The 22311-nt window shown below is 50.9% G+C and carries 19 protein-coding genes and 1 pseudogene; 10 read left to right on the top strand and 10 right to left on the bottom strand.

Features of this window, described 5'->3' with window-relative positions:
* Positions 1–142: 142 nt before the first annotated feature.
* Positions 143–2440 carry a beta-glucosidase BglX gene (bglX, locus tag FDX24_RS21280; RefSeq protein WP_137364884.1) on the bottom strand — a complete coding sequence of 766 codons (2298 nt, stop codon included), beginning with the start codon at positions 2438–2440 and terminating at the stop codon, positions 143–145.
* A 232-nt stretch (positions 2441–2672) separates the two neighbouring features.
* Between bglX and dld the strand changes: the two genes are divergently transcribed.
* Entirely contained in the window at positions 2673–4385 is a 1713-nt protein-coding gene (dld, locus tag FDX24_RS21275; RefSeq protein WP_061068158.1) for a D-lactate dehydrogenase, read from the top strand.
* Between the two features lie 64 nt (positions 4386–4449).
* Here dld and pbpG read toward each other — a convergent pair whose 3' ends face one another.
* Both pbpG and FDX24_RS21265 read right to left on the bottom strand, forming a co-directional pair.
* The gene (gene pbpG, locus FDX24_RS21270; RefSeq protein ID WP_048211180.1) at positions 4450–5397 is read right to left on the bottom strand and encodes a D-alanyl-D-alanine endopeptidase; all 948 of its coding nucleotides are present in this window, start codon (positions 5395–5397) and stop codon (positions 4450–4452) included.
* 179 nt (positions 5398–5576) lie between these two features.
* Positions 5577–6164 carry a Yip1 family protein gene (locus FDX24_RS21265; RefSeq protein ID WP_005129189.1) on the bottom strand — a complete coding sequence of 196 codons (588 nt, stop codon included), beginning with the start codon at positions 6162–6164 and terminating at the stop codon, positions 5577–5579.
* A gap of 162 nt (positions 6165–6326) precedes the next feature.
* Here FDX24_RS21265 and FDX24_RS21260 point away from each other — a divergent pair, with 162 nt between their 5' ends.
* A complete protein-coding gene (locus FDX24_RS21260) occupies positions 6327–6902 on the top strand; it encodes a DedA family protein (protein WP_048211179.1) in 576 nt (191 codons plus the stop codon).
* Positions 6903–6932: 30 nt separating this feature from the next.
* Here the strand turns inward: FDX24_RS21260 and mdtQ are convergent, their stop codons facing one another.
* Positions 6933–8372, bottom strand: coding sequence for a multidrug resistance outer membrane protein MdtQ (gene mdtQ, locus FDX24_RS21255; protein ID WP_048211178.1), 1440 nt, complete (start codon positions 8370–8372; stop codon positions 6933–6935).
* 168 nt (positions 8373–8540) lie between these two features.
* Between mdtQ and FDX24_RS21250 the strand changes: the two are divergent.
* Positions 8541–8833: pseudogene (locus FDX24_RS21250) on the top strand (SAM-dependent methyltransferase); the annotation flags it as partial.
* A 59-nt stretch (positions 8834–8892) separates the two neighbouring features.
* Here the strand turns inward: FDX24_RS21250 and dusC are convergent.
* Positions 8893–9837, bottom strand: a complete 945-nt coding sequence (gene dusC, locus FDX24_RS21245) for a tRNA dihydrouridine(16) synthase DusC (RefSeq protein WP_048211177.1) — start codon at positions 9835–9837, stop codon at positions 8893–8895.
* A 215-nt stretch (positions 9838–10052) separates the two neighbouring features.
* Here dusC and FDX24_RS21240 point away from each other — a divergent pair, with 215 nt between their 5' ends.
* From FDX24_RS21240 to preA, 7 genes are all read left to right on the top strand, one after another.
* Positions 10053–10451 carry a CidA/LrgA family protein gene (locus FDX24_RS21240; RefSeq protein ID WP_005129194.1) on the top strand — a complete coding sequence of 133 codons (399 nt, stop codon included), beginning with the start codon at positions 10053–10055 and terminating at the stop codon, positions 10449–10451.
* Positions 10448–11143: a CidB/LrgB family autolysis modulator gene (locus FDX24_RS21235; RefSeq protein ID WP_048211176.1), complete on the top strand. Its 696-nt coding sequence runs from the start codon at positions 10448–10450 to the stop codon at positions 11141–11143. The genes FDX24_RS21240 and FDX24_RS21235 overlap by 4 nt, the downstream gene beginning before the upstream one ends.
* Positions 11144–11291: 148 nt before the next feature.
* On the top strand, positions 11292–12176 hold the full coding sequence (gene cdd / locus FDX24_RS21230; protein WP_116360472.1) for a cytidine deaminase: 885 nt from the start codon (positions 11292–11294) through the stop codon (positions 12174–12176).
* 163 nt (positions 12177–12339) lie between these two features.
* Positions 12340–13059 (top strand): outer membrane permeability protein SanA, encoded by a 720-nt coding sequence (sanA, locus tag FDX24_RS21225; RefSeq protein WP_048211175.1) that lies wholly within the window; start codon positions 12340–12342, stop codon positions 13057–13059.
* 2 nt (positions 13060–13061) lie between these two features.
* Positions 13062–13301 carry a DUF2542 family protein gene (locus FDX24_RS21220; RefSeq protein ID WP_048211174.1) on the top strand — a complete coding sequence of 80 codons (240 nt, stop codon included), beginning with the start codon at positions 13062–13064 and terminating at the stop codon, positions 13299–13301.
* A 233-nt stretch (positions 13302–13534) separates the two neighbouring features.
* Positions 13535–14776, top strand: coding sequence for an NAD(P)-dependent oxidoreductase (locus tag FDX24_RS21215; RefSeq protein ID WP_115643168.1), 1242 nt, complete (start codon positions 13535–13537; stop codon positions 14774–14776).
* Positions 14770–16005, top strand: coding sequence for an NAD-dependent dihydropyrimidine dehydrogenase subunit PreA (gene preA / locus FDX24_RS21210; RefSeq protein ID WP_048211172.1), 1236 nt, complete (start codon positions 14770–14772; stop codon positions 16003–16005). Before FDX24_RS21215 ends, preA begins: the two co-directional genes overlap by 7 nt.
* Before the next feature lie 57 nt (positions 16006–16062).
* Here the strand turns inward: preA and mglC are convergent, their stop codons facing one another.
* From mglC to yeiB, 5 genes are all read right to left on the bottom strand, one after another.
* Positions 16063–17073: a galactose/methyl galactoside ABC transporter permease MglC gene (gene mglC, locus FDX24_RS21205; RefSeq protein WP_003027393.1), complete on the bottom strand. Its 1011-nt coding sequence runs from the start codon at positions 17071–17073 to the stop codon at positions 16063–16065.
* Positions 17074–17088: 15 nt separating this feature from the next.
* Positions 17089–18609, bottom strand: a complete 1521-nt coding sequence (gene mglA, locus FDX24_RS21200; RefSeq protein WP_048211171.1) for a galactose/methyl galactoside ABC transporter ATP-binding protein MglA — start codon at positions 18607–18609, stop codon at positions 17089–17091.
* A 71-nt stretch (positions 18610–18680) separates the two neighbouring features.
* The gene (mglB, locus tag FDX24_RS21195) at positions 18681–19679 is read right to left on the bottom strand and encodes a galactose/glucose ABC transporter substrate-binding protein MglB (protein ID WP_003027399.1); all 999 of its coding nucleotides are present in this window, start codon (positions 19677–19679) and stop codon (positions 18681–18683) included.
* Between the two features lie 295 nt (positions 19680–19974).
* A complete protein-coding gene (galS, locus tag FDX24_RS21190; RefSeq protein ID WP_061068163.1) occupies positions 19975–20997 on the bottom strand; it encodes an HTH-type transcriptional regulator GalS in 1023 nt (340 codons plus the stop codon).
* A gap of 143 nt (positions 20998–21140) precedes the next feature.
* Positions 21141–22298 carry a DUF418 domain-containing protein YeiB gene (gene yeiB, locus FDX24_RS21185; RefSeq protein WP_061068164.1) on the bottom strand — a complete coding sequence of 386 codons (1158 nt, stop codon included), beginning with the start codon at positions 22296–22298 and terminating at the stop codon, positions 21141–21143.
* Between the last annotated feature and the right edge of the window lie 13 nt (positions 22299–22311).

Here is a 22311-nt window from a genome sequence, read left to right as displayed (position 1 = left end):
TAGTCGAAAAATCAGGGCTTAACCTGCAATTGGGGAGTAAGAGAGGGATTCGTTAACCGTAACATGATGAGAAATAAGAAGCAGACGCGGCGCGTACGCCTAAAGATAAAGGCCGGAAACCCGGCCTTTATTCGCTAATCAATTACAGCAGCTCAAATTCGCCCTGCTTCACTCTGGCAGAATCCACGCCGATAAAGACGTTAAACTTGCCCGGTTCGGCATCGTATTGCATACGCTGATTCCAGAACTTCAGCGCTTCAATGTCTATCGGGAAGCTGACGGTCTGGGTTTCACCTGGCTTGAGGTTCACTTTCTCAAAACCTTTCAGCTGTTTGACCGGACGACTCATTGAAGCGGTCACATCCTGCAAATACATCTGAATAACCGTTGCACCTTCGCGCTTGCCGGTGTTGGTCACCTGCACGCTGGCCGTCACGGTCCCGTCACGCTTCATCGTTGGGGAGGAGAGCTTCACATCAGAAACCGTGAACGTGGTGTAGCTCAGACCATAGCCAAAGGGATACAACGGACCATTCGCTTCATCAAAGTAGCGCGACGTGTACTTGTTCGGCTTGTCCGCATTATACGGGCGACCGGTATTGAGATGGCTGTAATAGACCGGGATATGTCCGACAGAGCGCGGGAAAGACATCGGCAGTTTACCTGACGGGTTGTAATTACCAAACAGCACATCGGCGATGGCGTTACCGCCTTCCGTCCCGGCAAACCAGGTTTCGAGGATCGCATCAGCCTGTTGATCTTCTTTAACCAACGCCAGCGGACGACCGTTCATCAGCACCAGCACCAGTGGTTTACCGGTTGCTTTCAGCGCGGCAATCAGGTCACGCTGACTCTGTGGAATAGTGATATCGGTGCGGCTGGAAGCTTCATGCGCCATACCCTGCGCTTCGCCGACTACCGCAACCACCACGTCAGACTGCTTCGCTGCGTTCACGGCTTCATCGATCATCGCCTGCGGCGAGCGCGGGTCAACCTTCACCGCCTCTTCATACAGATTGAGGAAATCGACAATGCCTTTGTCGTTGGTGATATTCGCCCCTTTGGCGTACAGCACTTTGCCCTTATCACCGACGGCATTTTTAATCCCAGTCAGTACCGTTACCGACTGATCGGCAACACCGGCAGCGGACCAACTGCCCATCACATCACGCTTGCTGTCGGCCAACGGACCGACGACTGCCACGGTGGCGGATTTTTTCAGCGGCAACGTTTCCAGACGGTTTTTCAGCAATACCAGACTTTCACGCGCCACGTCACGCGCCTCTTTGCGATGCAAACGGCTTTCCGCGTTGGTGTCCTGTGGGTCAGATTCTTTGGCCCCCAGATGACTGTACGGGTCATTAAACAGCCCCATATCATATTTTACATTCAGTACATGACGCGCGGCATCATCGAGTTCCGCCATCGTAACCTTGCCCGACTTAATCAGCCCCGGCAGATACTTACTGTAATACTCATCGCTCATACTCATATTGATGCCGGACTTGATCGCCACACGCACCGCATCTTCAGGATCGGAGGCGGTACCGTGCTTAATCAGTTCCTTAATCGCGCCGTGATCGGAAACGGTAATACCCTTAAAGCCCCATTCATCACGCAGCACGTCTTTTAGCAGCCAGGCATCAGAGGTGGCGGGCGTCCCATTCAATGAATTAAGCCCCACCATCACCGCACCGCTACCGGCATCCAGTCCGGCCTTGTATGGCGGCATATAGTCGTTGAATAAACGCTGCGGACTCATATCCACAGTGTTGTACTCTTTTCCGCCCTCAACGGCGCCATAAGCAGCGAAGTGCTTGACGCTGGTCATCACTGAATACCTGTCCGCCGGGCTTTTCCCCTGCATCGCTTCCACCATGGTTTTGCCCATGATGGCGGTCAAATACGTATCTTCACCAAAACCTTCGGATGCACGGCCCCAACGCGGATCGCGAGAGACATCGACCATCGGCGCCCAGGTCATATTCAGACCATCGTCTGCGGCTTCATACGCAGAAATACGGCCAACGGTTCTGACCGCATCGAGATTAAAAGAGGACGCCAGGCCGAGACTTATCGGGAACACAGTACGTTGGCCGTGCAATACGTCGTAGGCAAAAAAGAGAGGAATTTTCAGGCGGCTGAGTTCCATCACCTGATCCTGCATTTTGCGGATATCCTGGCGCGTGACGGTGTTAAAAATCGCCCCAACCTGTCCATCTTTGATCATCTCGCGGATGGCTTCTTTCGGGTTATCAGGTCCGACGCTTATCAACCGCAATTGCCCGATTTTCTCATCCACGGTCATCTGTTTGAGTAAATCGGTCACAAACGCATCCCGCGCTTCAGGCGTCAGTGGATGGTTACCAAACAAGGTGTCCGCCAGCGCTGGTTGCAACGCCAGGCCCACAGCGACACCTACAGAACATAGCCATTTCATGTTGATTCTCTCTTAATTTCTACCCGACGAGGCAGCGAAAATATAACAAAAACCGCAGCTTGCCGTAAGCCTAAACGGGAGTGGGGAAGAAAGCTAAGGATATTCTCTGAATTTTCAAAACCAGCATGAATCAGTGGGATACAACACAGAGACAATGCGAATGAGAAAGCGTATTGTCATACATAGCGCTATGCTTGTTCCTGATATTGAGTCCCACCACAAGGAGTGGAGAATGTCTTCCATTACAACAATTGATAATAAAGCGTTTCTGACTGAATTGACCCGACTGGTCGGCCATTCACACCTGCTCACCGAACCGGCCAAAACTGCCCGTTATCGTAAAGGCTTCCGCTCGGGCCAGGGCGATGCGCTCGCCGTCGTATTCCCTGGCTCGCTATTAGAGCTGTGGCGTGTCCTCAACGCCTGCGTCTCGGCTGACAAAATAATCCTGATGCAAGCCGCCAATACCGGTCTGACCGAAGGCTCTACGCCTAGCGGCAATGATTACGATCGCGACATCGTTATCATCAGCACTCTGCGCCTCGATAAGCTGCACGTCATCGGCAACGGTGAACAGGTGCTGGCTTATCCCGGTACGACACTTTATTCGCTGGAAAAGGCGCTCAAACCTTTTGGCCGTGAGCCACATTCTGTGATCGGCTCTTCCTGTATTGGCGCTTCGGTAATTGGCGGCATTTGCAACAACTCCGGCGGATCGCTGGTGCAACGTGGTCCGGCATATACCGAGATGTCGCTGTTTGCACGCATTGACGAACAAGGTAAATTGCAGCTGGTCAACCATCTGGGTATCGAGCTGGGTCAGACTCCGGAGCAGATCCTGAGCAAACTTGATGACGAGCGGATCAAAGATGATGATGTCCAGCACGATGGGCGTCATGCACACGATCACGATTACATCACCCGCGTCAGAGATATTGAGGCCGATACGCCGGCACGCTATAACGCAGACCCTGAGCGTTTGTTTGAATCTTCTGGTTGCGCCGGAAAGCTTGCGGTGTTCGCCGTGCGCCTGGATACCTTTGAGGCTGAGAAAAACCAGCAGGTATTTTATATCGGTACCAACCAGCCAGAAGTGCTGACAGAAATCCGTCGTCATATTCTGGCCAAATTTGAACATCTGCCGGTCGCGGGTGAATATATGCACCGCGATATCTATGACATCGCCGAAACCTATGGCAAAGATACGTTTCTGATGATCGACAAACTCGGCACTGACAAAATGCCGTTTTTCTTTACGCTGAAAGGCCGCACCGATGCGATGCTGGAAAAAGTGAAAATTTTCCGCCCGCACTTTACCGACCGGGCGATGCAGAAGTTTGGCCATTTATTCCCCAGCCATTTACCGGCACGGATGAAAAGCTGGCGTGATAAATACGAACATCACCTGCTGTTAAAAATGGCCGGTGGCGGTGTAGCTGAAGCACAAAGCTGGCTGACTGAGTTTTTCAAAACTGCCGAAGGTGATTTCTTTGCCTGTACGCCGGAAGAAGGTAGCAAGGCATTTTTGCACCGCTTCGCAGCGGCGGGCGCGGCCATTCGATATCAGGCCGTCCATGCGGATGAAGTGGAAGATATTCTGGCGCTGGATATTGCGCTGCGTCGTAACGATACCGAATGGTATGAGCACCTGCCGCCGGAAATAGACAGCAAACTGGTGCACAAACTCTATTACGGCCACTTTATGTGCTATGTCTTCCATCAGGATTACATCGTGAAGAAAGGTGTGGATGCTCACGAACTGAAAGAGCAAATGCTAGTGTTACTGCGTGAGCGCGGGGCACAATATCCTGCAGAACATAACGTGGGGCATCTGTATAAAGCACCTGAAACATTGACGCGTTTTTATCGCGAAAACGACCCGACCAACAGTATGAATCCGGGTATTGGCAAAACCAGTAAGCAGAAGTACTGGAAAGAATCGTAGGCCCGATAAGCGTAAGCGCCATCGGGCACGTTGCCGGGGGCGCTTCGCTTGCCCGGCCTACGGTTTAATCGTTTTGCGCGGTTTGCTCACCTGTCGCTGAACCCGCTGCCGCCATCTGTGCGGCTTTTTGCTTTTTATAGCTCAGCGCCGCGGCCGGAACAGGCATCACCTTGCCGGTTTCGATCCAGGTGCGTAAACGACTGGCATCAGCAAAGTGGGTATATTTGCCAAAGGCATCCATGACCACCAGCGCTACCGGCTTGTTATTAATAACCGTACGCATCACCAGGCAGTGACCAGCGGCATTAGTAAACCCAGTTTTGGTGAGCTGAATGTTCCAGTTATCACGGTACACCAGATGGTTGGTGTTACGGAACGGCAACGTATAAGCCGGATTAGCAAAGGTCGCCATGTCTTCACGCGTCGTACTCAACTGACCAATCAGCGGATACTGCTTGCTGGCAATCAGCAGTTTAGTTAAATCACGCGCCGTCGAGACGTTATGAATCGATAACCCGGTCGGTTCCACAAAGCGCGTCTGGGTCATTCCCAACGACTTCGCCTTCGCATTCATCGCCTTGATAAATGCGTTATAACCGCCCGGATAGTGGTGCGCCAGGCTTGCCGCTGCGCGGTTTTCTGAGGACATCAGCGCCAGTAGCAGCATATTCTTACGACTGATCTCACTGTTCAGACGCACACGAGAGTAGATGCCTTTCATTTCCGGCGTCTGACTGATGTCAACTTTCAGTTTTTCATCCAGCGGCAGTCGTGCATCAAGCACCACCATCGCCGTCATTAATTTGGTAATCGACGCAATCGGACGCACGAGGTCCGGGTGGTTCGAATAGATAACTTTGTTGGTATTCAGATCAACAATCATCGCACTACCAGAAGCAATCTCAGGTTGAGATGCCGCTGCAGTAGTCGCCGTTTTCGCTACGGCTTGGGGTGCAAAAGGAACAGCCAGCACCAGGGCAAGACTTAATAATGAAACTCGGAATTTCAGCATGATGAGGTTTCTGATAATGGTTCACGCACGTCACAACGCACACCGCCTGAAATAAGGATTATCTCAGGCTAGCTCTGGCATCATAGCGATCCGGCAGGTTTGCCGCTACAGAAGAATCATCTCGAAATGCTGCGTTGCTGACTTTTACGCCAACAACGCAGCACAGACAGGTTGTACGCCTAGAACAATCGGTACCCGTAACCCCACAGGATCACCGTAATCGCCAGCAGAACCTCCAGCACCAGCACGCCAATCGCCAGCGTTGAACTGGAAAAGCTCAGCCCTTCTTCTTTAGTGATATTCAGGAACGTTGGAATACCGAGATAGAGTAAATAGCCGGTGTAAAACAGCGCGATGGTTCCCACGAGCGCACACAGCCAGACCAGCGGATACAGCGCCACCAGCCCGCTTAAAAACAGCGGCGTGGCAACATATCCGGCAAAGACCATACAATGCGCCAGCGACGGGCGTCGCGAGTAATTACGCGCCATCCACCAGATAACTCTGCCCATGATGGCCACACCCGCCAGCATCACGCCGTAAAACAGAATTGCCATCGCAAATCCGGTAAACAGGGATAACTTCAGTATATTGCCGTCGCCAAAATTCCAGCCAATTTGCGTGGTGCCAATAAACGCACAAATCACCGGGATTGCCGCCATCAGCAATACATGGTGGGTATAGTGATGCGAAACACTTTCGTTTTCGCTGTTGATCACGTGCATTTCACGATCGGGATGGGAAAACAGCCCCCAGACATGGTTCATACCGCCCCCTTCTTGTCAGCTCCGGACCTCAACACTTCAAGTATAATTCAGCTTTTGATTATTTTATGTACACATGAAAAATACCGATACGCTGAGTTGCTGCTTTTCCGGCATGAACTATTCACTGGGTGTATGCTATGGAACGTGGAGGTCATACAACGTATGGATATAACGCATTATGTTGAGCAATACGGCTATGCGGCGCTGATTATTGGCAGCCTTGCCGAAGGCGAAACCATTACCTTGCTAGGCGGTGTTGCTGCGCATCAGGGAATTCTTAAATTTCCGCTGGTGGTACTCTCCGTCGCGTTGGGTGGGATGATTGGCGATCAGTTACTCTTCTTACTTGGGCGTCGTTTTGGCGGCAAAATCTTACGTCGTTTCTCGCGTCATCGGGCAAAAATCCACTACGCGCAGAAGATGATCCAACGGCGTCCCTACCTGTTTGTGGTCGGCACGCGCTTTATGTACGGTTTTCGCGTCATTGGCCCGTTGCTGATTGGGGCCAGCCACCTGCCACCGAAGATTTTCATCCCACTGAATATCCTGGGGGCGTTTGTCTGGGCATTGCTGTTTACCACGCTCGGCTATGTGGGCGGTGAAGTGATTGCCCCATGGTTGCATAGCCTCGACCAGCATATTAAACATGGGGTGTGGTTGGTTCTGGTTATCGGCGTTGTAGTGGCTGCCCGCTGGTGGATGAAACGGCGAAGTAAACGCAAAGAACACGCAAATTGACCCGACAGAGGCTTCTGCCGGGTCAGACTATCAGGAGGCGCGGTAACCGCCGCCCAGTGCGCTGGTCAGCTGTATAGAAGCATCCAGCCACTGTCCCTGTAAAACCAGACCATTAAGCTGTTCGCGTAATGCCGGAATTTTGGCCTCGCTAACCCGGGAACCTGCAATGATACCGGCGCTATATCGTGCCTGCGCAAGCCCCACGACGCGCTGAGCGTCATGTTCAATTTGCTGCTGATGCTGGTTCTTCTGCGCCAGCGTTTCTACCTGTGATGCCGCACGCGCCACGTCATTCACCGCATCGACCACTGCCTTGTTGTAATTTGCCACCGTCAGGTTACTCTGCGCTTTCGTGATATCGAGATTCGCATTCAGTCTGCCGCTATCAAAAATAGGCAGCGTCAGTCCAGCCGTCACGCCCATCTGCTGTGCGGAATGGCGGAACAAATCGCTCAGATGCAGCGCATCCTGCTGTAAAAACGCCATCAGGTTAACGTCCGGATAGAATGCCGCTTTTGCCGCATCAATGCTGCTCAGCGATGACTCGATGTACCAATGCGCGGCCTGTAAATCAGGGCGGCGGGCCAGCAGCGAATAACCAAGCTGTGACGGTAGCTGGCTTTCTACCGCCGGTAGCGTCGTTGCTTTAAGCTTCATGACGGAAGATTGCGAGTTGGTCAGTGCGCTCAGCCGCGCCTCTATCACCTTCATTTTGCCGCTGACATCGTTCAGCTGCTGCTCCGTTTTACTGGAATCGATATCCGTTTCAACACCTTCGACAGAAGAGGTAATCCCGTTTTGATACAGTTGACGATCGACGGTGATGACGTTCTGTTGCTCGGTTTTAATCTGCGTCAGCACGGTTTTAAGCGCCGCCTGTGTCTGCCACTCCCAGTACAAACGCGATACGCCGCTCGCCAGTAGCTGGCGAGTTTGCTCACGTTCAGCCTCACGCGCTTTCACCTCGCCAATACGCGCCGCCACTTCAGCCCGGTTTTTACCCCACAGATCCAGGTTCCAGCCTGCGGTTAAACCAAAGGTTCCATTGGTGTACCACGGCCCGGTCGTGCCTGCAGCAGGATCGGTAATGGCAAATGGTCCCATTAAACCTTCTGCCGACATTCTTTGACGTTCAACGTCTGCGGAAAAATCAACTTCTGGACCATCCTGCGCCTTAACCGCTTTAGCCTGCGCTTCTGCCAGTTGAATGCGCTGTTCTGCTACCTGCATGTCTGGAGAATTCTTAAGGGTGCTGTCAATCAACGCATTCAGCTGTGGATCGTGATACGCCTTCCACCATTGGCTGTCCGGCCAACCATTTTTTAATGCCGCGGGCAACGCGGAGTCAACGTTCACAGCGGGCGTCTGCTGTGACAGCGATTGACGATTGTCATGCATAGGTGCACAACCGACCATCAAAATAAGCAGCGGCAAACATGCCGTTGCAACAAGAACAGAGTTACGATTCATGGGAATATACAGGTAAGAAAAGATGCACAGAGAGTACGACTTATCGCATTCTCTTTTTTAGTTACGCGTGGCAATACATCTTTTGAAATAAAATCACATAGTAAAGAAACATATACATGGTAAATGGTTCTGTCAAAATAATTCCAATAAATTATAAATGGAGGCGTAATGTCACAAAATATCTATGATGACCCGACATTCTTTGCCGGATATGCCACGCTGGATCGTTCAGTAAAGGGACTCGACGGCGCACCAGAGTGGCCAACAATACAAGCCATGTTCCCTCGCCTACAGGGAAAAAATATTCTTGATTTAGCTCACTGGCACTGCATTATTTGCACGATATAGAACGATTATTGCAAACCATTTACCAATCATTAATACCGTGCGGAATGCTGGTTTTCTCCGCTGAACATCCTATTTATACCGCGCCGCTCAGCCAGGGGTGGATTAAAGATAAAACCAGGTTTGGATGAATGGGGTCCATCGGTTGAACAAATTGCCGCCATCCGGCAATAAATCAGGCAACACTTGTGATGGCCTGAATCGCGCGTGCAATATCCGGTGAATTATTCAAAGCCCGAATTTCCTGAAACAGTTCTGTCGCTTCAACATATTCTTTACGAAGATAGCCCAGCCACTGTTTGATACGCGCCACATGATACAGCCCGGTATCACCTTGTTTTTCCAGTCGGGTATATTTTTGCAGTAACGTCACGACTTCAGGCCATGGCATACGCGGTTCATTATATTTCACCACGCGACTCAAATTCGGGATATTAAGCGCACCGCGCCCGATCATGACGGCATCGCATCCGCTGATGGCCATACAGTCCTGTGCGCTTTGCCAGTCCCAGATCTCACCATTCGCGATAACCGGGATATTGAGACGCTGGCGAATCTCGCCAATGGCCTGCCAGTTAATGTACTCGGCCTTATAGCCCTGTTCTTTGGTTCGACCGTGTACCACCAACTCGCTGGCACCGGCCTGCTGGACGGCATCAGCAATTTCGAATTGCCTGTCACTGCTGTCCCAGCCCAGACGCACTTTTACCGTCACCGGTAAATGGGCCGGAACCGCATCACGCATGGCCTTAGCGCCACGGTAAATCAGCTCAGGGTCCTTCAGTAACGTTGCGCCGCCGCCGCTGCCATTCACCAGTTTCGACGGGCATCCACAATTTAGATCGACGCCATACGAACCCAGCTCAACCGCGCGGGCTGCATTTTCTGCCAGCCACTGCGGATACTGCCCCAGCAGTTGTATACGCACCGGCGTACCGGATGTCGTGCGGCTGGCGTTAAGAAGTTCAGGGCAAATGCGGTGAAAGACTTTTACCGGCAGTAGTTGATCTACCACGCGAACAAATTCGGTGATACAGAGATCATAATCATTTACTTCAGTCAGCAGCTCGCGCACCAGTGAGTCGAGCACGCCTTCCATCGGCGCCAGTAAAACACGCATATTGTTACCCGCAAAAAAGAGAGGCGCTATGGTAACGTCTCTATGCAGGAGATTAAAGCGTCTCAGCGCCGGGCACAGATTTGGTTATGCTGATTGGGGGTATTGCCTGATGTTCCTGATATCTATTTCCACTATGCTTAGAATTCATGATGTGATCGGTAGCACGTTTTAAAGTTTAATTGTATGATGAATCAGTCTCGTCAAGGGTTTCAATTATGAGCAAGTCACTGAACATTATCTGGCAATATTTACGCGCATTCGTCCTCATTTATGCCTGCCTCTACGCAGGTATTTTTCTTGCATCACTGCTGCCTATAACGATTCCAGGCAGCATTATCGGCATGCTGATTCTGTTTGTATTACTGGCATTACAGATCTTACCAGCAAAATGGGTAAACCCAGGGTGCTACGTACTGATTCGTTACATGGCCCTGCTGTTTGTCCCGATTGGCGTGGGGATCATGCAGTACTTTGACTTGCTACGCGCACAATTTGGTCCGGTCGTGGTGTCCTGCACCATCAGTACACTGGTCGTATTCCTGGTAGTGAGCTGGAGCTCGCACATTGTTCACGGCGAACGCAAAATCGTTGGCCAAAAAGGGTCTAAACAATGATGTCGTATATCTGGTGGTCGTTACCCCTCACCCTGGCGGTATTTTTTGCTGCACGTAAGCTGGCAGCGCGATTTAAAATGCCGCTATTGAACCCGTTGCTGGTCGCCATGGTGGTGATTATTCCCTTTCTGATGCTGACCGGTATCCCCTACGATCACTACTTCAAAGGCAGCGAGGTGCTGAACGATTTACTGCAACCTGCTGTCGTCGCGCTAGCCTATCCGTTATATGAGCAGCTGCACCAAATCCGTGCCCGCTGGAAATCCATTATCGCAATCTGTTTTGCCGGGAGCGTTGTGGCGATGGTAACAGGTACAACAATCGCTTTGTTGATGGGCGCATCACCGCAAATTGCCGCGTCTATTATGCCTAAATCGGTAACCACGCCTATCGCTATGGCTGTGGGTGGCAGTATTGGCGGCATTCCAGCTATCAGCGCCGTATGCGTTATTTTTGTCGGTATCCTCGGCGCCGTATTTGGCCATACCCTGCTTAATGCGATGCGTATTCGCACCAAGGCCGCTCGTGGGCTGGCCATGGGCACCGCTTCGCACGCCCTGGGCACAGCTCGTTGTGCAGAACTGGACTACCAGGAAGGCGCGTTTAGCTCACTGGCGCTGGTGATTTGCGGGATTATTACCTCATTGGTTGCCCCATTCCTGTTCCCGGTTATCCTGGCAGTGGTTGGCTAATCTGCATTTTTAAGCTGTTTATTTGCGATGCGTTGCACATTTTTCATTTAAGTTTCATTAGTTGCATAAACAATGAGATTTGGATCACATATAAAGCCCTATCAGGCCCGTAAACTACGGTTCCATTACATTGTTATGAGGCAACGCCATGCATCCACGTTTTCAAACTGCTTTTGCCCAACTCGCGGATAACTTGCAATCAGCCCTGGCCCCTGTTCTGGCGGATGTACATTTCCCCGCCATGCTGACGGCTGAGCAGGTTTCTTTGCTGAAACGCGAATCGGGACTGGACGAAGACGCGCTGGCATTCGCTCTGCTGCCTTTAGCTGCGGCCTGCGCGCGTACTCCGCTGTCCAACTTCAACGTTGGCGCAATCTCACGAGGTATCAGCGGAACCTGGTATTTCGGTGGGAATATGGAGTTTCTTGGTGCCACAATGCAGCAAACCGTTCACGCCGAGCAGAGCGCCATCAGCCATGCCTGGTTACGTGGCGAAAAAGGACTCGCTGCGATTACCGTCAACTACACCCCTTGCGGGCACTGCCGTCAGTTTATGAATGAGCTGAACAGCGGACTGGATTTACGTATTCACCTGCCTGGGCGTGAACCACACGCACTACGCGACTATCTGCCGGACGCTTTTGGGCCAAAAGATCTCGACATCAAAACGCTGTTGATGGATGACCAGGATCACGGCTTCGCGCTGCAAGGCGATGCGCTGACCCAGGCGGCGATTGCCGCCGCCAACAGATGCCACATGCCGTACAGCAAATCCCCGAGCGGCGTGGCGCTGGAGTGTAAGGATGGTCAAATTTTCAGCGGCAGTTATGCTGAAAACGCCGCCTTCAACCCAACGCTGCCACCGTTGCAGGGTGCATTAAACCTGCTGAGTCTGAACGGTTACGACTATCCGGACATTCAACGTGCGGTGCTGGCAGAAAAAGCGGATGCGGCGCTTATCCAGTGGGACGCGACATCTGCCACTCTGAATGCGCTGGGCTGCGACAATATCGAGCGCGTACTACTCGGTTAATGGTTTCAATAACGCCAGTTCGTAGGCTGGATAAGGTGTTTACACCGCCATCCGGCAATACGCAGAATGCCTAAAATCCCCTCAATCAGACTGCTGTTTCTTGCGCTCCGCCGTTGGGTACAGTAGCCTGATTGAAATTCCATCCAAATAACGAGTTTTCTGCATGTTAAAGCGCGTGTTTTACAGCCTGTTAGTCCTGGTAGGCTTGCTGCTGTTGACTGTGCTTGGACTCGACAGATGGATGAGCTGGAAGACGGCCCCCTACATCTATGACGAATTACAGGATCTCCCCTACCGTCAGGTTGGCGTTGTCCTCGGCACGGCAAAATACTACCGTACCGGCGTCATCAATCAGTATTATCGCTACCGAATTCAGGGCGCATTAAATGCGTATAACAGCGGCAAAGTAAACTATCTGCTACTTAGCGGCGACAACGCGCAGCAAAGCTATAACGAACCGATGACGATGCGTAAAGACTTGATTGCCGCGGGCGTCGATCCCGCTGACATCGTGCTTGATTACGCAGGCTTCCGTACGCTTGATTCGATTGTACGCACCCGCAAAGTATTCGATACCAACGATTTCATCATCATTACCCAGCGATTCCACTGTGAGCGAGCGTTGTTTATTGCGCTACATATGGGGATTCAGGCCCAGTGTTATGCGGTACCTTCGCCAAAAGATATGCTTACCGTGCGGGTGCGCGAATTCGGTGCTCGCTTTGGTGCGCTGGCCGATCTCTACCTTTTTAAACGCGAGCCACGTTTTTTAGGTCCGCTGGTGCCCATCCCGACCATGCATCAGGTACCTGACGATGCTCAGGGATATCCGGCAGTCACTGCAGAACAATTACTCGAATTACAAAAGAAACAAGGAAAATAAGCATGGATGTACAAACTCTCTTCGTCGTATTGGCCTTTCTGCTCATTCCCCTCTTTTGTTTCCGTGAAGCCTGGAAAGGCTGGCGTACTGGCGCGGTAGATAAAATTAAGAAGAATGCGCGTGAGCCGGTTTATGCCTACCGGAATGAAGCCCCATTACAGTTCTGGTCTTATGTATTAGTTTATGCCGGATGCGGATGTTTATCTTTCGGTATGGTTATTTATTTAGTCTTTTATCGCTAAAGAGATTACCGTTATATTAGCACTTGAGAATAGCTAATATTATGATAATGGTTACCATTTCAATATAAGGGATTAATGCTGCCCGCCAGCATTTCCCTCAAACTATCTTCTATTTGTGAATCCTTTCACAGAATACTCTTCCTGCAGTGCTTAGCCTTAAGAATAGCCTTTCACTTTTTATATTTTGTTATTAACGGTTTGCCTTAATTTACTCAAGCATTAAGGAAGAAAATATGCCACAACAAAATTATCTGGATGAGCTCACGCCTGCTTTTACCCCTTTATTAGCCATAAAAGAGGCTTCCCGCTGTTTATTATGTCACGATGCCCCTTGTAGCCAGGATTGCCCGGCGCAAACCGACCCAGGGAAATTTATTCGTTCCATTTATTTCCGCAATTTTAAAGGCGCGGCTGAAACTATCCGCGAAAATAATGCGCTCGGTGCGGTGTGCGCTCGAGTTTGCCCAACCGAAAAATTATGCCAGCGCGGGTGTACGCGTTCAGGAATTGATAAACCTATCGATATCGCGCGTCTGCAGCGCTTTATTACCGATTTTGAACAGCAAACCGCGATGAAAATCTATCAGCCGGCAACAAAAACGCTGGGTAAGGTCGCCATTATCGGTGCAGGTCCGGCAGGATTACAGGCCAGCGTAACGCTGAGCAATCTTGGTTATGACGTAACCATCTTCGAAAAACAGGCTCAGCCAGGCGGCTGGTTGCGCTATGGCATCCCAGAGTTTCGTTTGCCGCATTCGGTTTTGGATCATGAAATTGCCCGTATCATTGAAATGGGAGTGACCATCACGTGCAATTGCGAAGTTGGCCATGCCCTTTCCATTGAGCAACTCAAAGCTGAATATCGCGCTGTACTGGTTACCGTAGGGATGTCTTATGGTTCAACGTTACCTCTGTTTGAGAGAGCGAATCACGTTGAAATTGCCGTCGATTTCCTGCAGCGCGCCCGACAAGCCAGCGGCGATATTACCGTCGCAAAAAGTGCATTGATCATCGGCGGCGGCGATGTGGCGATGGATGTCGCCAGTACACTGAAACTGCTGGGCTGCCCGTCCGTCACCTGTGTCGCGCGTGAAGAACTAGCCGAATTCCCTGCCAGCGACAAAGAGTTCAACAGCACCCAGGCATTAGGGGTATCAATTATTGACGGTTTCACGCCTGTGGCGGTTAGTGGAAATCGCGTAACCTTTAAGCACGTACGCCTGCCAGGAGAACTCTCGTTTGAAGCCGAACATATTATTCTTGCCGTCGGTCAACATGCGCAGCTTGATGATTTTGCCGCGTTAAAGCCACAGCGCAATCTTATCGATACGCACAATTACCAAACCGCCGATCCGGTTATGTTTGCCGCGGGCGATATTGTTAAAGGCGATAAAACCGTTGTATACGCCGTGAAAACCGGAAAAGAAGCCGCTCAGGCCATTCATCACTATTTAGAGGGAGCTTGCTCATGTTAACGAAAGATCTTTCTATTACCTTTTGCGGCGTCAAATTTCCCAACCCGTTCTGCCTCTCTTCTTCTCCGGTAGGCAACTGCTATGAGATGTGCGCCAAAGCCTATGATAGCGGCTGGGGCGGCATTGTTTTTAAAACGATCGGGTTCTTTATTGCCAATGAAGTCTCCCCGCGCTTTGACCATCTGACCAAAGAAGATACCGGCTTTATTGGCTTCAAAAACATGGAGCAAATTGCCGAGCATCCGCTGGAGGAGAATCTGGCCGCTATTCGGCGACTGAAACAAGACTACCCGGATAAGGTCCTGATTGCGTCGATCATGGGTGAAAACGAAGAACAGTGGCAGGAACTGGCCCGCCTGGTTGAAGAGGCAGGTGCCGACATGATCGAGTGTAACTTCTCGTGCCCGCAAATGACCTCGCATGCTATGGGCAGCGATGTAGGACAAAGCCCTGAGCTGGTTGAAAAATATTGTCGGGCAGTGAAACGCGGCTCGTCTCTGCCAATGCTGGCTAAAATGACGCCGAATATTGGTGATATGTGTGAAGTGGCGCTGGCGGCAAAACGCGGAGGTGCGGACGGTATCGCGACCATCAATACGGTTAAATCCATCACTAATATCGACCTGAACAGGAAAATCGGGATGCCGGTCGTCAACGGTAAATCCAGTATTTCCGGCTACTCCGGCAAGGCCGTCAAGCCTATCGCCCTGCGATTTATCCAACAGTTGCGCACGCATCCCGAACTGCGCGATTTCCCGATTAGCGGCATCGGGGGAATTGAGACCTGGGAAGATGCCGCCGAGTTTTTACTGTTAGGCGCGGCCACGCTGCAGGTGACCACCGGGATCATGCAGTATGGCTATCGGATTGTGGAGGACATGATCAGCGGACTGTCACATTACCTCGCCGATCAAGGGTTTGACTCACTGGAGGAGATGGTTGGTCTTGCTAATAGTAATATCATCCCCGCCGAGGAGCTTGACCGTAGCTACATCGTTTATCCGAACATCCATCTGGATAAATGCGTTGGCTGTGGGCGCTGCTACATCTCATGTTACGACGGTGGGCATCAGGCGATGGAATGGAATGAGGAAACCCGTACACCGCACTGCAATACGGAAAAATGTGTGGGATGCTTATTGTGCGGTCACGTTTGCCCGGTAGCCTGTATTGATCTGGGCGAGGTGAAATTTAAACCCGGCGAGAATGCGCATGCGTTGACGTTGTAACGCAGATAAAAAAGCCCGGTGCAGATTGCGCTGCACCGGGCTTTTTACATTGTACGATTACTTCTTACGCGCGTATTTCAGTGAATCCAGCGCGACCGCGAAGATGATAATGCCGCCCTTGATAATATACTGCCAGTAAGGGTTTACGCCGATGTAGGTCAGACCGTAGTTGATGACGGTGAAGATAATCACACCGGTCACCACGCCAAACACGGTTCCTACCCCGCCGCTAAACGACACGCCGCCAACCACGCACGCGGCAATCGCATCCAGCTCATACATAAAGCCGAGGTTGTTGGTCGCCGAGCCAATACGCCCAGCTTCGAGCAAACCACCAAAAGCATAGAACACGCCAGACAACGCATAGATGATCAGCAGGTTCAGCGCGACGTTTACCCCGGACACTTTCGCCGCTTCAGGGTTACCGCCGATGGCGAAAATGTTTTTACCGAAGCGGGTCTTGTTCCACAGCACCCACACAAAGGCCACGGCAATCAGCGCGTAGAAGGTGATGTAGGAGAGTCGGAAACTGCCCAGCGCAATAAAGCCCTGTGCAAAGGTTGAGAATCCGCTGTCAAAGCCAGAAATTGGCGATGCGCCGACGAAGTCGTAGTACAGGGAGTTGATCCCGTAAACAATAATCATCGTACCCAGGGTGGTAATAAACGGCGTCACGTTCAGATAAGCAATGATGATACCGTTCACCAGACCGATAATGGCGCCAATCACGCAGACAATCAGCACCACCACGATGATTGGCATCGTCGCCATTTCCGGGAACACCTTGTTGGCGTTCTCCATCGACTGCAGCAGGGTTGCCGCCACAACCGCCGCCAGCCCGACCTGACGCCCTGCAGACAGGTCGGTCCCCTGGGTAACAATCAGCCCGGCTACGCCCAATGCGATAATAATACGCACCGAGGATTGCGTCAGAATATTACTCAGGTTCAGTAAACTTAAGAAAGTGGGATCCTGGAAAATAATAATCGCCAGCAAAACCAAAAGAACAACGTAAATTCCGCCTTCTTTCAGATAAGTAAGAAAACTTTTCTTATTTAACGCACTCATGAGGAGCCCCTAATCTTAAAGGTGCAAAGACGCAAGACGGAGGATTTCGTTTTGCGTTGTGGTTTTGGTTTCAACAATTCCAGCGACGAGGCCATTGCTCATCACCAGAATACGATCGGTAATACCTAACAACTCCGGCATTTCAGAGGAAATAATAATGATCCCCTTTCCTTTTTTCGCCAGTTCAGCAATCAACTGATAAATCTCAAATTTCGCGCCGACATCGATACCGCGTGTAGGTTCATCCAGCATCAGGATTTCAGGCTGCGTTAACAACCAACGGCCAATGACCACCTTTTGCTGATTACCACCAGAAAGCGAACCTATTTGCGTACGATGCCCTGGCGTTTTTACCCTCATCGAGTCAATTACCCACTGGGTATCGCTCTTCATGCGGGAATTATCCAGCAGGCCGACTTTATTTTTATAGTTCTGGATATTGGAGATTAACGAGTTAAAACCAATGTCCAGATAGGCATAAATACCGGTTGAGCGACGCTCTTCGGTGACCAGCGCAAAACCATGGTTAATCGCTTCATTCGCGCTGTGGTTATTGATTTTTTTGCCGTGGAGCGTAATCGTGCCCGATGATTTCTCACGAATGCCAAACAACGTTTCAACAATATCGGTGCGTTTCGCGCCAACCAGGCCGGCAATGCCGAGAATTTCCCCTTTATGGAGATCAAAAGAGATATCACGAATCGACGGCTGACGCAGAGAAGTCAGGTTACGCACTTCCAGAATCACTTCTCCCGGCTTGTTCTCTTTATCCGGGAAACGTTGGTTCAGTGAGCGTCCGACCATCATAGCGATGATCTTATCCATATCCAGCCCTTCCAGCGGCTGGGTCGCAATCCATTGACCATCACGCAGTACGGTAATTTCATCACACAGTTGAAATATTTCTTCCATTTTGTGAGAAATATAAACAATACCGCATCCACGCTCTTTCAGCTTACGGATGATGGTAAACAGATGGTTAACTTCTTTCTCGGTTAACGATGACGTTGGTTCATCCATGATGACGATTTTGGCGTCATAGGAGAACGCCTTCGCAATTTCAATCATCTGCATTTGTGAAACGGATAATGTGCCGACGCGCGCACGCGGATCGATATCAATATCCAGTTCATCAAATATCGCTTTGGTATCGCGGTACATTTTTTCCTGATCGACAAACATACCTTTGGTGGGATAGCGCCCCAGCCACATGTTATCCATTACAGAACGTTGTAATACCAGGTTTAATTCCTGATGTACCATTGAAATACCATTCTCAAGCGCTTCTTTAGCAGAATGAAAATCGATTTCTTTACCCTGAAATAAAATACTACCGGAATCTTTTTGATAGATCCCAAAAAGACATTTTAATAATGTTGACTTTCCAGCGCCATTCTCGCCCATCAGAGCATGAATAGAATGTGGGCGGACTTTTAAATTGACATTATCAAGAGCCTTAACGCCGGGAAAGGACTTGTTGATGCCGCTCATTTCCAACAAGTATTCGCCTGACGACTGAGTATTAGTGCTGACCATAATTATACCTTGTTGGCCTTGCAGAGTGCGCAATTAAGGGCGCAATGAAATTGCGCCCACAGACGGAGTATTTATTTGTTGGTGAACTCTGCCAGATTATCTTTATCGACACCTACATATGGAACGCGAACAATTTTGTTCTCAATTTTCCAGTTGGTGCCGTCTGCCGCGCCTTTGCCATCAGCCAGGTTTTTCGCCAGATCAAAGGTGGCTTTCGCCTGGTTATTAGCATCGTTCAGCACGGTGCCGGCCATAGCGCCAGATTTCACCAGAGCCAGGGCTTCAGGCAGCGCATCGACGCCAAATACCGGGACGCTGGTTTTGTTGTGTGCTTTCAGCGCTTCAACTGCGCCCATTGCCATCGCATCGTTGTTGGCGATAACCACTTCGATTTTGTTTGCGTTAGGACCGGACATCCACGCATCCATCTTATCTTTCGCCTGAGCGGTATCCCACATTGCAGTATCTAACTGCAGTTGTTCAGTTTTGATGCCTTTATCGTTCAGCTCTTTAATTACGTAGGTCGTACGAGCTTCGGCATCCGGGTGTCCCGGTTCGCCTTTCAGCAGAACAAACTGAATTTTGCCATCTTTGTTCAGATCCCAGTTCGGGTTAGCGGCCCAGTGCTTGGCAATCAAGTCACCCTGAATAATCCCGGACTCTTTAGAGTCGGTACCGACATAATAGGCTTTGTCATAGCTGTCCAGCGCTTTACGGGAAGGCTCTTTGTTGAAGAACACAATCGGTACGTTCTGACCGCGTGCTTTTTCAATGACCGTTCCTGCTGCTGCCGGGTCAACCAGGTTGATAGCCAGTGCTTTAACGCCTTTTGCCAACAACACATCAATCTGATCGTTCTGTTTGGACTGATCGTTTTGCGAGTCATTCATCAGCAACTGTACATCCGGCGCCGCTTTGGCATCTTTTTCAATAGCCTTACGTACCACGGACATAAAGTTATCGTCATATTTATAGATAGTCACACCAATGCGGGTATCAGCAGCGTGCGCAGCCGCGCCGAATAACATGCTTGCCATTACAGCAGACAGGGTCAACACCTTCTTATTCATGGTATCTCCGGTTTTATTATGCAGGGTAGTGCTTGAGATAAATGCTCGGCAGGCAGAACGTTACTGAAGTGTTACTGAACGCCGAAGCTCACTTTTAAAAATATTTCTTCCGTGTCTGGCAACGCTCCAAAAACAGGCTTTAATTGTTGTTTAAGACGCCTATACCTCGATGAAAGTGATTATTCACCGTTACATAGTAGTTACAGCGCAGCAAACAGTGTCATCATAGCTATCGCATTGTTAAGATACTGTGAATTTACTCACATATTGAAAGCGGTTACATAGCCCGACATTATCAGTTAGTGATCGGTGCCGCATTCTGCCGCAAAGCCACAGAATGACGTCGCACCAGCGTCGGCATAAAGCAATGTGTTGCGTCAGGATCCAGCGTTCCCGCCGCGCCTTGTAGCGCAAGCTCAGTGGCCATTTTTGCCATAGAAGCAATGGGATAGCGCACCGTTGTCAGCTGCGGGTCAGTGTAACGTGCGATAGGAATATCGTCGAAACCAATGATAGATAGATGTAATGGAATGGCGATGCCGTTGTCTTTTAGGGCCGTTAGCGCGCCAGCGGCCATATTGTCGTTGTAAGCGAAGACTGCCGTCAGTTGCAGGTTACGTCCCAGTAGTTCCACCATTGCGGACTCTCCGCCCTGCATATCCGGTGAACCGGTACCTATCCAACTGTCTGCCGGGGTAACCCCCTGTTCTTTCAGGGCACTTAGCCACCCTTCTTTACGCATTGCATCGTCCTCAATGCGGTGACTTGATGCCAGGTAACCAATACGTTGATGCCCATTATTCAGCAACATACGGGTTGCCATTTTAGCCCCGCTAATATTATCCAGACAGACGCAACGATGCGCATAGCCCGGCACAATGCGGTTGATCAGCACCATGCCAGGGATCTGATCCATGAACCCGGCCAGCTCGCGATCGCTCAACGCTTTCGAGTGAACAATCAGTGCGTTACAACGCTGACGAATCAGTACCTCAATGGCATGACGTTCTTTTTCAGCCTCATGGTAGCTGTTGCCAATCAGGACGTACTTCTGATGCTGTTGAGCAACCATATCCACGGCTTTTACCAGCGCGCCAAAAAATGCGTCTGAAACATCCATCACCACAACGCCAATCGTGTCGCTCACCTGCGTCGCCAGCGCTTGCGCGTTGGCATTCGGTCGATAGCCGAGCTGAGTGACCGCCTTCATTACCGCTTCACGCGTATCGGGACTCACCAGCGCGCTGTTGTTCAGTACGCGGGAAACAGTCGCGACAGAAACGCCAGACTGTCGTGCCACATCACGGATGGTTACCATATTCACTACCCTGTTTAAGATGCGGTTACCCGCAGACACCCCAGGCTGGGTATTTTGTCAGCACAACGAAACGGACTGCGTGAGTGATGTCACAGGAATGAAAGCGCTTACATCCATTTTGTTAATGAATGTGATCCAGATCGTTATCTGGATGTTCGCGGTAATGATGTCCCTGACGCACGCAGGGTCAATTGACGCCATAGCCATTCTACCGGGCCTTGCCGGTAAAAATGCAACCAAATGACGGAGAAAAGCAGGTTAACGGCCCAGACCGGAATGACGAAATACAGCAACTCCAGCCGGTCGAATTTCATAAATAAGCCGAATTGATAAAACAGCGTGGTGCAAATTAAGGTTTGTAACAAATAGTTGGTTAGCGCCATGCGCCCAACGCAGGCTATGGCAATGACCCATTTTAAACGGCTAAGCTGCGGCCAGAAACCGAACATCAGCGCAGCGTAACCAATGGTCTGCAACGGCGCGCCCAGCTCTCGCGGGGCTTGTAACAGGAAAGCACACCAGCGGTAGGCCCAGTCCAGATGCCACTGCGCAACGATAGCAGGCAGGTTAATCGCCATCCCAATAATGACCAATAACGCGCCGGTACGTCGATAGTGCTGCAAACTGTACTGCCCTTTCAGCCAACCGCTGCGCATCAATGCCGCGCCCAGCAGCATCATCCCCGCCAGTTGCCAGCCGTACTGCGCACCCAACGCCAGCAAGCTATTGGACATCATATCTACGCGATTGCTGACCGCTTCCATACCGCCGTTCACCTTCCAGTATTTCTCATACAGCAACGCAGAAGCATCCGGTGTCCAGGCCCGACTGGTCTCACTTCCGGAGATAAATCCCAGCAGCAACAGCACACCAACGCCCGCCAGATAGAGCAACACGCCGGTATTAAACAGACTTTTGACGGAAGGGGCATCGCGAACCAACCGCCAGCAAATCAGCCCAATCAGGCCATACGCCAGCAGGATATCGCCATCCCAGAACAGCAAACCGTGAATAAACCCCAGCAGAACCAGCAAAGTGAGTCGTGACTGGATCCAACGTTTGCCTCGCGGTAGCAGCATCTGCAGACCCGCGCCAAACAGCAGCGCAAATAACGTGAGGAATTTCACCTGCGCGAAGAGATCAAGCACGGCCCAGGTCCAGGCATCTGACGGGGTAATGTTGCCGTACCAGGCAGGATTCAGATAGGCCGCCTTTGGCAGACCAAAGGCGCTAATATTGAGAAGCAGGATGCCGAGGATGGCGACGCCACGAATAAAATCCAGCGTGACATTACGCTCCATGGCCCCTGCCCTG

This window comes from Citrobacter sp. wls716, assembly GCF_005280975.1.
GTDB lineage: Bacteria > Pseudomonadota > Gammaproteobacteria > Enterobacterales > Enterobacteriaceae > Citrobacter > Citrobacter youngae.
Note: the sequence above shows the minus strand (reverse complement) of the source record. Positions and strands in the feature narration are given on the sequence as shown.

What these genes read in the sequence shown, in the direction of transcription:
- bglX (WP_137364884.1), bottom strand. Translation starts at nt 2,440, where the DNA reads ATGAAATGGCTATGTTCTGTAGGTGTCGCTGTGGGCCTGGCGTTGCAA.
- dld (WP_061068158.1), top strand. Translation starts at nt 2,673, where the DNA reads ATGTCTTCCATTACAACAATTGATAATAAAGCGTTTCTGACTGAATTG.
- pbpG (WP_048211180.1), bottom strand. Translation starts at nt 5,397, where the DNA reads ATGCTGAAATTCCGAGTTTCATTATTAAGTCTTGCCCTGGTGCTGGCT.
- FDX24_RS21265 (WP_005129189.1), bottom strand. Translation starts at nt 6,164, where the DNA reads ATGAACCATGTCTGGGGGCTGTTTTCCCATCCCGATCGTGAAATGCAC.
- FDX24_RS21260 (WP_048211179.1), top strand. Translation starts at nt 6,327, where the DNA reads ATGGATATAACGCATTATGTTGAGCAATACGGCTATGCGGCGCTGATT.
- mdtQ (WP_048211178.1), bottom strand. Translation starts at nt 8,372, where the DNA reads ATGAATCGTAACTCTGTTCTTGTTGCAACGGCATGTTTGCCGCTGCTT.
- dusC (WP_048211177.1), bottom strand. Translation starts at nt 9,837, where the DNA reads ATGCGTGTTTTACTGGCGCCGATGGAAGGCGTGCTCGACTCACTGGTG.
- FDX24_RS21240 (WP_005129194.1), top strand. Translation starts at nt 10,053, where the DNA reads ATGAGCAAGTCACTGAACATTATCTGGCAATATTTACGCGCATTCGTC.
- FDX24_RS21235 (WP_048211176.1), top strand. Translation starts at nt 10,448, where the DNA reads ATGATGTCGTATATCTGGTGGTCGTTACCCCTCACCCTGGCGGTATTT.
- cdd (WP_116360472.1), top strand. Translation starts at nt 11,292, where the DNA reads ATGCATCCACGTTTTCAAACTGCTTTTGCCCAACTCGCGGATAACTTG.
- sanA (WP_048211175.1), top strand. Translation starts at nt 12,340, where the DNA reads ATGTTAAAGCGCGTGTTTTACAGCCTGTTAGTCCTGGTAGGCTTGCTG.
- FDX24_RS21220 (WP_048211174.1), top strand. Translation starts at nt 13,062, where the DNA reads ATGGATGTACAAACTCTCTTCGTCGTATTGGCCTTTCTGCTCATTCCC.
- FDX24_RS21215 (WP_115643168.1), top strand. Translation starts at nt 13,535, where the DNA reads ATGCCACAACAAAATTATCTGGATGAGCTCACGCCTGCTTTTACCCCT.
- preA (WP_048211172.1), top strand. Translation starts at nt 14,770, where the DNA reads ATGTTAACGAAAGATCTTTCTATTACCTTTTGCGGCGTCAAATTTCCC.
- mglC (WP_003027393.1), bottom strand. Translation starts at nt 17,073, where the DNA reads ATGAGTGCGTTAAATAAGAAAAGTTTTCTTACTTATCTGAAAGAAGGC.
- mglA (WP_048211171.1), bottom strand. Translation starts at nt 18,609, where the DNA reads ATGGTCAGCACTAATACTCAGTCGTCAGGCGAATACTTGTTGGAAATG.
- mglB (WP_003027399.1), bottom strand. Translation starts at nt 19,679, where the DNA reads ATGAATAAGAAGGTGTTGACCCTGTCTGCTGTAATGGCAAGCATGTTA.
- galS (WP_061068163.1), bottom strand. Translation starts at nt 20,997, where the DNA reads ATGGTAACCATCCGTGATGTGGCACGACAGTCTGGCGTTTCTGTCGCG.
- yeiB (WP_061068164.1), bottom strand. Translation starts at nt 22,298, where the DNA reads ATGGAGCGTAATGTCACGCTGGATTTTATTCGTGGCGTCGCCATCCTC.